General features: G+C 71.8%; 10 protein-coding genes and 1 pseudogene. 3 read left to right on the top strand and 8 right to left on the bottom strand.

Annotated features, from left to right (window positions below):
• Positions 1-89: 89 nt before the first annotated feature.
• The 3 genes from AB2U05_RS33970 to AB2U05_RS33960 form a co-directional block, all read right to left on the bottom strand.
• Positions 90-1,358 carry a sugar ABC transporter permease gene (locus tag AB2U05_RS33970; protein WP_369185339.1) on the bottom strand — a complete coding sequence of 423 codons (1,269 nt, stop codon included), beginning with the start codon at positions 1,356-1,358 and terminating at the stop codon, positions 90-92.
• Entirely contained in the window at positions 1,355-2,143 is a 789-nt protein-coding gene (locus tag AB2U05_RS33965) for an ATP-binding cassette domain-containing protein (protein WP_078860353.1), read from the bottom strand. Before AB2U05_RS33965 ends, AB2U05_RS33970 begins: the two co-directional genes overlap by 4 nt.
• 170 nt (positions 2,144-2,313) lie before the next feature.
• Positions 2,314-3,408 (bottom strand): sugar ABC transporter substrate-binding protein, encoded by a 1,095-nt coding sequence (locus tag AB2U05_RS33960; RefSeq protein ID WP_369185338.1) that lies wholly within the window; start codon positions 3,406-3,408, stop codon positions 2,314-2,316.
• Between the two features lie 356 nt (positions 3,409-3,764).
• Between AB2U05_RS33960 and AB2U05_RS33955 the strand changes: the two genes are divergently transcribed.
• Positions 3,765-4,712 (top strand): LysR family transcriptional regulator, encoded by a 948-nt coding sequence (locus AB2U05_RS33955; RefSeq protein WP_369185337.1) that lies wholly within the window; start codon positions 3,765-3,767, stop codon positions 4,710-4,712.
• A 49-nt stretch (positions 4,713-4,761) separates the two neighbouring features.
• On the opposite strand, the gene AB2U05_RS33950 is transcribed toward AB2U05_RS33955, so the two are convergent.
• Positions 4,762-5,979 (bottom strand): M6 family metalloprotease domain-containing protein, encoded by a 1,218-nt coding sequence (locus AB2U05_RS33950; protein WP_369185336.1) that lies wholly within the window; start codon positions 5,977-5,979, stop codon positions 4,762-4,764.
• A 219-nt stretch (positions 5,980-6,198) separates the two neighbouring features.
• Entirely contained in the window at positions 6,199-6,900 is a 702-nt protein-coding gene (locus tag AB2U05_RS33945; RefSeq protein ID WP_369185335.1) for an NAD(P)-dependent oxidoreductase, read from the bottom strand.
• Positions 6,901-7,033: 133 nt separating this feature from the next.
• Here AB2U05_RS33945 and AB2U05_RS33940 point away from each other — a divergent pair, with 133 nt between their 5' ends.
• Positions 7,034-7,759: a TetR/AcrR family transcriptional regulator gene (locus AB2U05_RS33940; RefSeq protein WP_369185334.1), complete on the top strand. Its 726-nt coding sequence runs from the start codon at positions 7,034-7,036 to the stop codon at positions 7,757-7,759.
• Between the two features lie 157 nt (positions 7,760-7,916).
• Positions 7,917-8,618 (top strand): carbon-nitrogen hydrolase family protein, encoded by a 702-nt coding sequence (locus AB2U05_RS33935; RefSeq protein WP_369185333.1) that lies wholly within the window; start codon positions 7,917-7,919, stop codon positions 8,616-8,618.
• Between the two features lie 11 nt (positions 8,619-8,629).
• Here the strand turns inward: AB2U05_RS33935 and AB2U05_RS33930 are convergent.
• The 3 genes and pseudogenes from AB2U05_RS33930 to AB2U05_RS33920 form a co-directional block, all read right to left on the bottom strand.
• Positions 8,630-8,755, bottom strand: a pseudogene (locus AB2U05_RS33930) (IS5/IS1182 family transposase); the annotation flags it as partial.
• 26 nt (positions 8,756-8,781) lie between these two features.
• Entirely contained in the window at positions 8,782-13,047 is a 4,266-nt protein-coding gene (locus AB2U05_RS33925) for a trypsin-like peptidase domain-containing protein (protein WP_369185332.1), read from the bottom strand.
• The gene (locus AB2U05_RS33920; RefSeq protein WP_369185331.1) at positions 13,044-13,439 is read right to left on the bottom strand and encodes a CU044_2847 family protein; all 396 of its coding nucleotides are present in this window, start codon (positions 13,437-13,439) and stop codon (positions 13,044-13,046) included. The genes AB2U05_RS33925 and AB2U05_RS33920 overlap by 4 nt, the downstream gene beginning before the upstream one ends.
• Between the last annotated feature and the right edge of the window lie 63 nt (positions 13,440-13,502).

The raw sequence follows: 13,502 nt of genomic DNA, 5'->3' as shown, positions 1-13,502 counted from the left end.
CGCTGACGCGCGAGGGCCGGGCCGGCACCCGTTCTCACGGGTGCGGCCCGGCCCTCGCCGTTGTCCAACTGCCGGTCAGCGCGCGGTCGTCAGCGTGCCGCGGTCTTGCGGGTGCGGCGGGAGACCGAGTCCAGCACGACGGCGGCGAGCAGGACGGCGCCGGTGATCATGTACTGGATGGCCTGGCTGACGTGGACCAGGTCGAGGCCGGTGGTGATGCTCTGGATGACCAGGATGCCCAGCAGCGCGGACCAGGTCTTGCCGCGCCCGCCGAACAGGCTGGTGCCGCCGATGACGGCCGCGGCGATCGAGTTCATCAGGACGTTGCCGCCACCGAGGATCTTGTCCGCGGAGCCCTGCTGGGAGGCGTAGAAGAGACCGCCGAGGGCGGCCATCCCGGCGGAGATCATGAAGACCGAGATCCGGATCCAGGCGACGTTGATGCCCGCGCGCCGGGCCGCCTCCACGCCGCCGCCGACCGCGAAGATCTGCCGGCCGTAGCTGGTGCGGCGCAGGACGAAGTCGGTCACGACGACGACGGCCAGGAAGACGAGCAGGGCCAGCGGCAGGCCGCTGTCCTGGTTGAGCGTGTAGGCGGCGGTCAGCGCGACGGCGGCGAGGACGCCGGTGCGCAGCGCGATCTCGCCCATCGGCCGCGCGGCGAGGCCGGCGGCGGTGCGGCGGCGGGCGTCGAGGAGCTGCCCGGCGGCGTAGAGCGCGGTGCCGATGACGGCGAGGCCCCAGGCGTAGGCGATGTCGCCGTCGCCGAGGAAGTAGGAGTCCAGGTTGGCCAGGAAGCCGTCGTGGACGACGTTGACGGTGCCCTTGTCGCCGAGGACGTACTGCTGCAGGCCGCTCCAGGCGAGCAGGCCGGCGAGGGTGACGACGAAGGCGGGGACGCCGATCTTGGCGAAGAAGAAGCCGTGCAGGGCGCCGATGGCGACGGCGGCGGCGAGGGCGATGAGGCAGGACAGCCACTCGTTGTAGCCGGCGCGCGCGGACAGGTTGGCGGCGATGGCGGCGGAGGCGCCGGCGAGGGAGCCGAGGGAGAGGTCGATCTCGCCGAGGAGGAGCACGAAGACGACGCCGACGGCGATCAGGCCGGGGCCGGCGATCCACTGGGTGATGTGCGTGAGGTTGTCGGCCTTGAGGAAGTCGCCGGTGATGCCCTGGAAGATGGCGCCGATCAGGATCAGGCCGAGGACGACGGGCACCGAGCCGAGGTCGCCGTTCTTCAACTTCCGCTTGAACTCGGCGAGGTAGCCGGCGAGGCCGGCTTCGCGGACGAGCAGGCGGGGGTCGACCGCGGCCGGGGCCGCGTTCTCGGTGGTGGGCGCGGTGGTCTGTTCGGTGGTCACTTCGCGTCCTCCGCGAGTCGGGCCTGGCGCCGGGTGACGGCGTTCTCGGTGGCGCCGGTGATGGCGGAGATGATCTCCTCGTGCGAGGTGTTCGCCACCTCGAAGACGCCGTTGTTGCGGCCCAGGCGCAGGACGGCGACGGTGTCCGCGACGGCCTTGACGTCGGCCATGTTGTGGCTGATCAGGATGACGCCGAGGCCGCGGTCGCGCAGGCGCTCGACGAGGTCCAGGACCTGGGCGGTCTGCTCGACGCCGAGGGCGGCGGTGGGCTCGTCCAGGATGACGATCTTGGGGTCGCCGACCAGGGCGCGGGCGATGGCGACCACCTGGCGCTGGCCGCCGGAGAGGGCGGCGATCGGGATGCGCACGCTCGGGATGCGGATGGAGAGGGTGTCGAGCAGTTCGCGGGCGCGCTTCTCCATGCCGACCTCGTCGAGCATGCCGTACTTCTTCAGCTCGCGGCCGAGGAAGAGGTTGCCGACCACGTCGAGGTTGTCGCAGAGCGCCAGGTCCTGGTAGACGGTGGCGACGCCGAGGGCCTGGGCGTCGTGCGGGCGGCCGATGGAGACCGCCGTGCCCTCCCACTCGATCGTTCCCTCGTCGATGGGGTGGACGCCGGCGATGGTCTTCACCAGCGTGGACTTTCCGGCGCCGTTGTCGCCGACCAGGGCCACCACCTCGCCCGCGTGGACCTCCAGGTGGACGTCGGTCAGCGCCTGGACGGCGCCGAAGCGCTTGGAGACCCCGCGCAACGCCAGTACGGGTGCGCCTGTCACGTGAACCATCTCCTTCTTCCCGCGCGCGCCGTGATGGTGGGGTGGCGGCCGGGCTGGCCCGCGCGCCGTGCGGGGCGGGCGGGTGTGCGTGCGTACGAAAGGGGGCGGCGGGCCGGGCCCGCCGCTCGGTGCGGGCGGTGCTCCCCTCGGGGAGGGTCGGGGGCACCGCCCGGGTGGGACTACTTCAGGCCGGCGGCCGCGCAGGCGGCGGCGTAGTCGGCGGTGCAGATGTCGGAGGCCTTGTAGAGGCCGTCCGCGACGACGGTGTCCTTGATGTTCGCCTTGGTGACGACCTTGGGGTCGAGCAGCTTGGCCGGGATGCCCTTGTCGGTGGCGCTGTCGATGCTGGAGGAGGCGACCGACTTGACGTCCTTGCCCTGCAGCAGGTCCACGGCCAGTTCGGCGGCGCTGTCGGCGAGCGGCCGGTAGGCCTTGTAGATGGTGTAGGCCTGGTCGCCGTTCACGATCCGCTGGATCGCGTCGAGGCCGGCGTCCTGACCGCCGACCGGGACGGTGATCCCGGCGCCCTTGAGCTGGGTGATGATGGCGGCGGCCATGCCGTCGTTGGCGGAGTAGACGGCCTGGAAGCCGTCCTTGCCGAGCTGGGTGATCGCGGCGCCGATCTTCTGGCCGGCCACGGTGGGCTTCCACTCGCCGGACTGCTCGTAGACGACCTTCTTGACCTTGCCGTCGAGGACCTTGTGCGCGCCCGCCTTGAACTGGCCGGCGTTCGGGTCGGACTCGTCGCCGTTGATCATGACGATGTTCGCGTCGGCGGCCTTGCCGCCCAGGGAGTCGAGCAGGGCCTGGCCCTGGAGCTCGCCGACCTTCTCGTTGTCGAACGACACGTACCCGGCGACCGGGCCGGTGGCCAGGCGGTCGTACGCGACGACCTTGACGCCCTTCGCAGCGGCCTCCTTGACCCAGGACTCGGTGGAGGTGGCGTCGAAGGCGTCCAGGACGATCACCTTCACGCCCTGCGCGATCAGGGTGTCGAACTGCTGCTTCTGCTTGGCGGCACTGCCCTCGGCGTTGTTGTAGAGCACCTTGCAGTCCGCGCACAGCTCCTTGACCTTGGCCTCGACGAACGGGCGGTCGAAGGACTCGTAGCGCGCCGAGGACGCGTTCTCGGGCAGCAGCAGGCCGATGGACTTGGAGTCGCCGGAGGCGGCGGCATCCTTCTTGTCGCCGCCGGCCTTGCCGCACGCGGCCATGGACAGGGCCATCGTGACGGCGGCGGTGGCAATGACGGCGCGACGCATCGTTGCGTTCATGTGGGGGGTGCCTCCCTGACGGCGCCGCAACGCTGCGGCGGGGTGGAGGGAGTCAATCCGGATCTGCCGGACGTAGTCAAGAAGTAAATCCAATGAGCGGCAAACTTCGACTCATTCGTTATCTTCCTGAAGGCAGCTACCCTCGCCGCCCCTCGCGCTCGCCATGGGCGCGTACGGGTCCGGGCGGAAACCCCTGGTACCGTGCTCGGGCGCGGAATTCACCCCGGTCGGACCGGCGGGGCGGGATCGGCGTCGCCCCGCCCTGCGCGGGGCTGCTGCGTTCACTAGGTGTCGATGGCCAAGGCGCTTGCGTCACACCCCTGTTGCTGTCGGCCCGATCTCCCTACGATCACGCCATGGAGCTCGAACTTCGGCACCTGCGGATCATCTGCAGCATCGCGGAGAGCGGCAGCCTGACCCGGGCGGCCGCGTCGTTGCGGCTCACCCAGCCCGGCCTCAGCGCCCAGTTGACGCGGATCGAGCGGGTGCTCGGCGGCGAGTTGTTCAGCCGCGCGCAGTCGGGCGTCGTCCCGACCGCGTTCGGGGAGGTCGTCCTCAGCCGGGCCCGGGCGGTGCTGCCGACCGTCGACGAGCTGCTGGGCGTCTCGGCCCTCGCCGCACGGACCGACGGCCCGCCGCACCGGGTCCGGCTCGGCTCCGTCAACGCTCCCCTGCTCGGCGGGTTGATCACGGCGGTCAGGAAGCACCACCCGGAGGCCGAGATCAGCTCACGCGGCCAGGGGTGCCCCGTCCCGCTCGTCGAGGACGTCGCGGACGGCCGGCTCGAAGCGGCGGTGGTCGGCGACAGCCCCGGCTACGAGCTCGCGGCCCCTCCGGGGGTCGCCGTCGCGCCGATCGCCACCGAACCGCTCTTCGTCGCCCTGCCCGCCGCCCATCCGCTGGCGGCCGAGGAGGAGGTCGCGCTCGCCGACCTGGCGGAGGAGGACTGGGCCGCGCCGCGCCCGGACAACGACCGGATCCGCGAGTACTGGTCCAGCACCCTGCTCGTCCTCGGCCACCGGCTGCGCGTCGTCCACGAGGCGGAGGGCCGGCTGCTCCTGGACATCGTCCGGCACGGCCACGCGGTGAGCTTCTGCCAGGCCACCTTCGAGGAGGTGCCGGGCATCGCGGTGCGTCCCATCGTCGGCAGCCCGCTCTCGTACCGGCACCTGCTCGCCTGGCACGAGGAGGGGCCGCTGGCCGCCTCGGGGCCCGCGCTCGTCCGGGACGTCGTCGCGGCGTACGAGGCGGCGTGCGGCCGCAGCGCCGTCCATCGCAGGTGGCGCGAACGCCACCGGCCGTGAGGGCCGGTGGCGTTCGTTCATCGGAGCCGGAGCCCGGGCCGACCGGTCGTCACCACTTGTACGTCCAGACCGTGTCGGTGGACGCGTCGGAGCCGTTCACGTAGATCCGGACGCGGGCGGTGTCGTCCTGGAACCACTGGCCGGGCCGCCAGGTCTGCATGTCCAGCGCGGTGCAGGTCCCGGTGGGCGCGGCGGCGCCGGGGTTGCCGACCACCTGGATCGGGCCGTTGCCGGTGGTGACGGACGTGTCGACCTTGTAGATGACGACGCCGGTGGCGCAGGCGCCGGCGTCGTCGTAGGCGGCCTTGCGGGACTCGGCGACGTACGCGGTGGTGGCGCCCGTCCTGACCACCGCCAGCCGGTAGCCGGTGCCGCCGTACTCCAGTCCGGTCAGGGTGGTGGCGTAGCTGTTCGCCGTGGCCAGGCAGGACACCTGGCCGTCGCCGATCCAGCCCAGCTTCCAGGCCTCCCAGGCGAAGTACTGCGGGGCCGGGCCGGAGATCCGGCCCATCAGGTCCCAGCCGCCGACGTACCGGTGCTGGTCGCCGCTGTAGGCGTACAGGTCGGGCAGGCCGAAGGTGTGGGCGGTCTCGTGGTCGGCCACCTTGTAGCCCCAGTGCCACATGTCCTGGCCGAAGGTCACCGCCCAGTGGACCAGCACCCAGCTGCCGGTCGGCGCGTTCCAGACCCAGGTCGGCACGGCCGGGTCCTGGACGAAGGTGGGGGTGTGCCCGATCGCGGCCGCGGTGGCGGTCGGCACCACGTAGAACATGTCGTACGGGGAGAGGTCGACTCTGGCGGCGGCCGCGGCGGTCAGCGCGTCCTTCACGTAGGCCTGATGTGTGGTCCAGGAGAAGCCGCGCGCCCAGTTGTAGTCGGTGGAGTTCTTCGGCATCCGGACCCAGGCCGCATACGGGGTTCGGATGTCCAGTGCCGTCCGCCCGTAGGAGGCGTTGCGCATCCAGTCCGCGGCGCCCTTCAGCGTGTCCTCGTACGACGTGAGGGGCAGGGCGGTGCCGGTGGCGTCGGGGAAGTCGACGTAGACCACGCCGACGTGCTTGGTGCCGATCGGGTTCTGGAACCGGGTGTAGTCGGTCCGCTGCCCCTCGTCGAGGTACCCGGTCGCGCCCTGCAGGGCGCAGGCGGAGCCGCTCCCGTCGTCGGCGCGGGCCGGGTGGGCCGGGATGACGAGCAGGGCGAGCAGCGCGGCCATGACGAGGGCGAGCGCCGCCGGCAGCGAGGTCCGGGGTCTGACTGAGCGATCCATGGGGGCCTCCGGGGAGATCGGTCCGGTCCGGGTGACGGACCCGGCCGCCGCGCCCTCGCGGGCGGGCGGCCGGGCGTCCTGAGCGCTCCCCCGGGTCGTCGGCCGTCGCCGCCGCGCGGGGAGCGTGCAGGCTATCGTCCGGATCGATCGATGCCGCCGACAGCTCCCGACTCCCCATCACCTCGCGTTATGGAAACGGACACCGGGTCGGCAGGCTGCTCAGTAGCCCGCGGTGAACCGGCGCTGGACGAAGCGGGGCAGCTCCACCTCGTCCACCAGGGCGACCGCGGCGTCCTCCGCCGAGATCCGGCTCACGCCGTCGGCGTTCAGCACGGGCTGGTCGCCGCCGATGCGGAAGCGGCCGGTGCGCTCGCCGGGGGCGATCTGCTCGGCGGGGCTGAAGTAGGTCCAGAGCCGGTTCGAGGCGCGCAGGACGTCCAGCGCCTCTCGGTGGCCGCGGACGGCGGCGGCGTACTCGCGGGGCAGGCCGAGTTCGTCGAGCGACGCGTGGATGAGCTCGTCGTGGTCGGCACGGACGACGCCCGGCTCGATCTCCAGACTGCCGGCGCCGCCGATGACGATCAGCCGGGTGCGGGGGTGGCTCTCCAGGGCCTTGAGCAGGGCCCTGGCAGCAGCCGCGTAGACGGTCGGGTCCGCGATCGAGCGCCGGACGGTGTCGGCGAAGTCCTTCGCCGCGTTCCCGGGCTGGAAGCCGCTGATCAGGACGTCCAGGCCGGGCAGGGCGGCCGCGATGCTCGCGGCGTCCAGGGCGTCGACGCTCGCCCAGCCGAGGTTCTCCCGCCGGTCGGTGATCGCGGAGGCGTCCCGGCTGAACGCCGTGACGCGGTGTCCGCGCCGGAGGGCCTCGGTGACGACCCTGCTGCCGATGGTGCCGGTGGCTCCGATGACGCCGATGTGCATGGTGCTCCCCTTGGTTCATGCCGTGGTCATGCCGGACGGACGCGTGAGGCCGGATGACCTCACGCCGTGCGAAAACTATACGGCGTGCAGTTTCCGCACAGCAATCAGTGCAGTGACGCTGTACAGTGAGCCGGTGGCAGCCACCCGAAGCACCGGACGACGCGAACGACTGCGGGCCGAGACGACCGCCGAGATCAAGCGCACCGCGCTGCAGTTGATGGGTTCGGGCGGCCCGGACGCGATCACGCTGCGGGCGATCGCCCGCGAGATGGGCATGACCGCCAACGCCATCTACGGCTACTTCGCCACCCGCGACGACCTGGTCACCGCCCTCATCGAGGACGTCTACACCGCGCTCGCCGACGCCGTCGACGCCGCCTGGGCCGCCTCCGCAAAGGACGCCCCGGCGCAGCGGATCCAGGCCTGGGCCCACGCCTTCCGCGACTGGGCGCTGGCCAACCCCGAGGGCTTCCGGCTGATCTACGGCGACCCCGTCCCCGGCTACCAGGCCCCGACCGGCGGCGCCGCACCGGACGCCGCCCGGCGGGTCTGCGTCGGCATCGCCGCACTGGCGGACACGGCCTGGGGCAGCGCCGAACGGTCGCACGGGGACGGCGACTTCGACTGGGACGACTTCGACCCCGGCCTGCTCGACAAGGTCCGCCCGGCGTTCCCCGCGCTACCGCCGGCCGGCGTGGCCCTGGCGCTGCGAATGTGGGGGCACCTGCACGGCCTGGTCGCGCTGGAGGTCTACGGCCACCTGCGCGCCCAGACGCTCTCGCCGGACAAGCTCTTCCACGCCGAACTCGTCCAGCTGATCCGATCGTTGGGCCTCGTCGCTGAGAGGCGGCGCGGATAGGGGTGCCGAGTCGGGCGCGGGCGGCTGTAGTGGCGGCGGATCGTCCAGGCAGACTGAGGGCCTGGACCGTGCGGGTTGGCCGGTGCCCGCAGCTTCAGCAGTGACGCGACCCTGCGGCCGCCGGTTCAGGTGGTCTTGGTCAACGAGAGGTGTCGGAGTGGAGCGGCAGCTGAGCATCGCGGTGGCGCAACCGCGGTGTGTGGCGTACGACGTGACGGCCAACGCGGTGGCCCATGCGGAGGCGGTCCGGGCGGCGGGCGCACGGGTGGTGGTCTTCCCCGAGATGTCGCTGACGGGATACGAACTGGACGCCGCGCCGGTCTCCCCGGACGATGAACGGCTGGCCCCGATCGTCACCGCGTGCGCCGAGACCGGGACACTCGCCCTGGTCGGTGCGCCCGTGCCGGGCCCGCGTATCGGCGTCCTGGCTGTGGACGGAGAGGGCGCGCGAGTGGCCTACGGGAAGGTCTGCCTTCATCACAGCGAGGCCACCCGCTTCGTGCCCGGGGAACCGGCCGTGATCGAAGTGGACGGGTGGCGGCTGGGGCTCGCCATCTGCCGTGACACCGGCATCCCCGAGCATGCCGCGAAGACGGCGGCGTTGGGTATCGATGGCTACGTGGCGGGGGTAGTCCACGCCGACGACGAGGCCGACGTTCATGGCGAGCGCGCCCTGCGAGTCGCCGCGGACCACGATGTGTGGGTTGCCACGGCGGCCTTCGCGGGCCCGACCGGCGGCGGATTCGACCGCACGTCCGGCCGCTCGGGGATCTGGTCGGCCGGTGGAGAGCTGATCGCCGAGGCGGGCGGTTCCCCGGACGAGGTCGTGCGGGCGGTCTTCAGCAAGAGTTCGCCCTGATCGCGGGTTGTTCATCGTCGACGTTGCGGACGGTCGTCCCAGCGGCGAGTGGTCCGTGCCCGTCGGATCAGGCTGCGGACGGTGCTGACGGTGTCGGCGAGGTCGAAGAAGGCGTGGATCACAACGGTGCGGCGTTCAGCCCGGTCCGGGACGAGGACGGCGGTCAGGGGCAGGTCTGGTGGTAGGACACGCCGGCGGGGACGTACTGGTGCCACTCTTCGCGGGTGATTGAGCGGCCGGCGATGGCACAGGCCCTGCCGATGAGGGCGTCGAGGTCGGTGTACATCCCGGTGTCCCACAGGCGGACCGTCGTGTCTTCGCCGTTCGTGGCCAGGCGTTTTCCGTCCGGGCTGAACAGCGCGGACCACACGTTGCCCGTGTGGCCGGTGAGGAGCGCCACCTGGCTCCGCGTCCGGACGTCCCACAGCCGCACGGTGGCGTCCTGGCTGCTGCTGGCCAGCGTGTTTCCGTCCGGGCTGAACGACACGGACCACACGATGTCGGCGTGACCCGTCAGGACGGCCACCTGGCTCCGCGTCCGCACGTCCCACAGCCGCACGGTGGCGTCCCGGCCGCCGCTCGCGAGGGTGCTCCCGTCCGGGCTGAACGCCACCGACTGGGTATAACCGGTGTGGCCGGTGAGGACGGCTACATGGTCGTGGGTGCGTACGTCCCACAGCCGGACCGTGCCGTCCCAGCTGCCAGTGGCCAGGAGGGCTCCGTCCGGGCTGAACGCCACCGAGCCCACCAGGCCCTTGTGGCCGCTGAGGACGGCCAGCTGGTCGTGGGTCCGCACGTCCCACAACTTCGCCGTCGACGCGATGGTGCCGCCTCCCGTGGCGAGGGTGTTGCCGTCCGGACTGAAGACCACGGGACTCGACGTGCCCGTGAGGGTCGCCAGCGGGCTGTGGGACACCACGTCCCACAGTCGCACCGTCTGGTCGACGTAGCTGGCGGTGGCAAGCGTTCGTCCGTCCGGGCTGAAGGCCAACGCGCCCACCAGCCCGGTGTGGCCGGTGAGGGTGGCGAGTTCGCGGTGGGTCGCGGTGTCCCACAGCGACGCCGTCCCGTCGTCGCTCGCGGTGGCCAGGGTCTTCCCGTCCGGACTGAACGCCAACGTGAGGAGCGTGCCTCCCCGGCCCGTGAGGACGGCCGACTGGCGGTGCGTCTGCACGTCCCACAGCCGCGCCGCCTGGTCATGGCCCCCGGTGGCCAGCGTCCGGCCGTCCGGGCTGAACGCCACCGGGCGCATCGTACCGCCCTGCCCGGCGAACATGGCCAACGGACGGCTTGCGCGCATGTCCCACAGCCGCACCGTGCTGTCCTCACCGGCGCTCGCCAGGGTGCTTCCGTCCGGGCTGAACGCCACCGCATTGACGTCGCGCGTATGGCCGTTGAGCGTCACCAGAGCCCGGCGCGTCGGCACGTCCCACAGGCGCACCGTCCAGTCCCGACCGGCGGTGGCCAAGATCTGCCCGTCCGGACTGAACGCCGCCGCCTGCACCGCACCCCGGTGGCCGGTGAGCGTCGCCAGCGCCTGGCGGCTCCGCACGTCCCACAGCCGCACTGTGGCATCACCGCCGGTACTGACGAGGGTGCTGCCGTCTGGGCTGAAGGCCACGGACGTCACCTCACCCGTGTGGCCGGTGAGGACGGCCAGCTGGTCGTGGGTCCGCACGTCCCACAGCCGCACCTCCTGGTCGGCGCCGCCGCCGACTGCGAGCGTCGTCCCGTCCGGGCTGAACGCCGCCGACATCGGCCACGAACCGTGAACGCCTGTGAGAGCGGCCAGCTGATGGTGGGTCTCCACGTCCCACAACTGCACCGACCCAAGGGCATCGCCGAGACCTCCGGTGGCCAGGATCCGTCCATCTGGGCTGAAGCCCAGGGGTTGCGCCGCACCGGCGAGATCACCGACCGGGCCGAGTGTGCGGGCGTTCCACAGCCGCCCCCGTTGGTCCGGGTAGTCGAAGGTCGCCAAGGTCCCGCCGTCCGGGCTGAACACCACCGTGTCGAGATTCCGGCCGGGCAGGGTGCTCACCTCGCGGCGTGCGGCCACGTCCCACAACCGCGCCGTTTCGTCCTCGCTGCCAGTAACCAGGCCCTTCCCGTCCGGACTGAACACCACCGATCTGACCGGGCCGGTATGCCCGATGAGCGTGCTGATCAAGGGTGAGCCGGCGGCGGAGAGGAGCCGCGCCCGGGTGTCTGCCGTCGGGTGGATGCGCTGCGCGGCCAGGGCCAGACGGGCGGCCATGGCGGGGTCGGCTGCGGTCAGGCTCGCGCTTCGGGCAGTCAGCTGCCGGCTCGCAGCCAGGTCCCGCTGCTCGCTGCCCGCCCGGGCGTTGACGAGGGCGAGGCCGGAGGCGATGAGGACGAGGACGGCGAGGAGGGCGAAGCCGCCCCGGACGATCCTGCGCCGACGGGCGAGCCGCGCCTGGGCCCTCGCACTGGTGGAGACGAACTCGAGTTCCTCGGCGGGGACTTCGTCCGGGCGCTCGTCGATCCACCGCTTCGCCTCCTCGACCTCGCGCCGCCCGAGCAGGAGTTCATCCGGTCGGCCCTGTTCCTGCCAGGCGCGGAGCGCACGGCGCAGCCGCTCCTGCCAGGTGCGGAAGGCACGGTTCGCCTCGACCCAGCGCTGCAGTCTCGGCCAGCTCTCCACCAGCATCTGGTGGGCGAGCTCGACGGTGTCCGGTCCGTTCGGGCGGCGGGTCACGACGACCAGTCGGGTGCTGGCCAGCCGGTGGATCAACGACCAGTCCTCGTCCGAGAACTGGGTGCGGTCGGCGACCCTGCGGGTGTCGGGGCCGCGATCCCCCGCGTCCAGCTGCTCGGCCGGGCGGACCAGTTGGATGAAGATCCGTTCCAGCGCCGCGCGTTCGGACTCGTCCGCCCATTCCCACAGGGTGGACTCGGCGTTGCCGACCAGTGCCCCTTGGACCCCGCCGAGCTCCTGATAGGAGGCGGCGGTGAGAATGCCGCGGGTCTGCTGTTCCCAGAGCTGGCTCAGGGTGTACTCCAGCATCGGCAGTGCGGCCGCGCCGAGCGGTGTGTCGCGGAGCAGCTGCTCGACGAGGCCGTCGGCGTAGCGGACTCCGCCGTGTGCCTCCAGGGGGCGGGTGATGGCCGCATGCAGCTGGTCCCGGGTCATCGGCGGCACGACGACGTGCGTCGCTTCCCAGGCTGCGCGCAGGACGGGAAGCTGCTCGATCTGGGAGAGGAAGTCGATCCGGGCGACGACGACCGCCTGAGCCGGCCTGCTGCCGTCGGTGCGCCGCGCGGTCAGGACAGCCAGCATCGCGTCCAGCTTGCGTGCCGTTTCGGGCGCATCCGCGAGCAGGGTCTCGAACTGGTCGACGACGAGGAGGAGTTTGGCGTGTCTGCCGCGGCCGGCCAAGGTCTGTTCGAGTGCCGTGCGCAGTCCGTGTTCGCCGCTGGCCAGTTGACGGGCCAGGGCGGTCCATCGGTCGTGCCACTGGGCCGTGTTCGGGTCCGTATCACCGACCGAGGCGAGCGCCCAGGCGAGGAGTTCCTCGGCGGTGAGCCGCAGCCCGTGGGGCACGCGGGCGATGATGTGGGCTCGGTCGTCGAGCCGGGCCAGGAGGCCGGCGCTGACAAGTGAGGACTTGCCGACCCCGGAGGCACCGAGCACCGGCAGCACCGGCACCTGCTGCTCTCCGAGGAGTTCAAGCAGTCGGCGCGTCTCGTGACCGCGCCCGTGGAACACCGCTTCGTCCTGTTCGGTGAACGCCAGGAGCTCGCGGAAGGGGCTGTCGGCCAGCAGTCGGACGCGTAGTTCCGGCCATTCACGGGCCAGCGACTCGACGGTCAGCGCATAGCCCGTGCGCCGCCGCTGGTCCCCTTCGACGGCGACGACGACACCGACGACGCCCTGGAACTCCTCGTCCCACACCGGTGCCCCGCTGAACCCGCCGGCCAGCGGGAACCCGGCGTGCTCGTCACAGGTCAGCTGCCACCAGCCGGTGCCCTCGCGGCCCTCGATCGTGCCGGTGGTCCAGATTCCGGCGTCCTTGCTGCCACCCGGCCCGGCGTACCGGGGAAACCCGAACGCCCGCCAGCGGTGTCCGGCCAGCTGGTCCGACTCCAGAATCCGCAGGGGAACGGCGTTCTCCGGCGGCGTGTCGGAAAGGCGCAGGACAGCGACGTCACCGCTGTTGTCGGCCGCCACCGGGACGCTGACGTGGACCGTGGCCGATGCCGTAGGGCAGCCGGGAAGCAGCGGAAAGTCGACGGTCACGGGGAAGTCCGCCGGGAGAGGCTGGTCGTCCGGGATGCCCGCTACGGCGGCGACGACGTGCGAGCAGGTGAGCATGAGCCGTCCGGGGATCAGGAACGCGGCCCCGACCGGCCGTCCGTCGTGGAGGACGCGGGCCGTCCCGCGCTCCCAGGCGGGGGGCCGGCTCATGCCTCACTCTCGTGGCGGCTCCATTCCAGCTCCAGGGTGAAATGCGCGTCGCCGGACGCCTTGGCCACGACGAGCCCCGCCTCGGCTGTGATCTTGATCCCGAATTCGGCCCGGATGTGGTCGGGTTTGCGGGGTAGGTCGGCCAGCCGCACCAGCAGGGCCGCGGCGACCTGCCGTACCCGGGCCAGGCCGGACTCGAAGGTCTCGGCTGAGGACTCGACCAGCGCATCTCCCCGAGCCGCCCGGAGCACGCCGGAACCCTGCCCTTCGGGCAGTTCCACGACGAACGCCTGGCCGTCGTCGAAGGGAACGCTCAGGAACATGCGACCAACCCCATATCGTGTCGGTAAGTCTTTGAAATCGCCTGCCAGTTGATTGATGTCCAGCACCACTGGACCAGCCACGCTAGGTCGGGGCGCCGGGGCAAGCGAGGGAACGAGGGAGTTGTACCCCAA

This window comes from Streptomyces sp. Y1 (assembly GCF_041053115.1).
In the GTDB taxonomy this organism is placed as follows: Bacteria; Actinomycetota; Actinomycetes; order Streptomycetales; family Streptomycetaceae; genus Kitasatospora; species Kitasatospora rubellomurina.
This window is presented reverse-complemented; position numbering and strand designations above follow the sequence as displayed.

Coding starts and splice junctions, on each gene's coding strand:
- AB2U05_RS33950 (WP_369185336.1), bottom strand. CDS start 5,979: ATGGATCGCTCAGTCAGACCCCGGACCTCGCTGCCGGCGGCGCTCGCC.
- AB2U05_RS33925 (WP_369185332.1), bottom strand. CDS start 13,047: ATGAGCCGGCCCCCCGCCTGGGAGCGCGGGACGGCCCGCGTCCTCCAC.
- AB2U05_RS33965 (WP_078860353.1), bottom strand. CDS start 2,143: ATGGTTCACGTGACAGGCGCACCCGTACTGGCGTTGCGCGGGGTCTCC.
- AB2U05_RS33960 (WP_369185338.1), bottom strand. CDS start 3,408: ATGAACGCAACGATGCGTCGCGCCGTCATTGCCACCGCCGCCGTCACG.
- AB2U05_RS33955 (WP_369185337.1), top strand. CDS start 3,765: ATGGAGCTCGAACTTCGGCACCTGCGGATCATCTGCAGCATCGCGGAG.
- AB2U05_RS33945 (WP_369185335.1), bottom strand. CDS start 6,900: ATGCACATCGGCGTCATCGGAGCCACCGGCACCATCGGCAGCAGGGTC.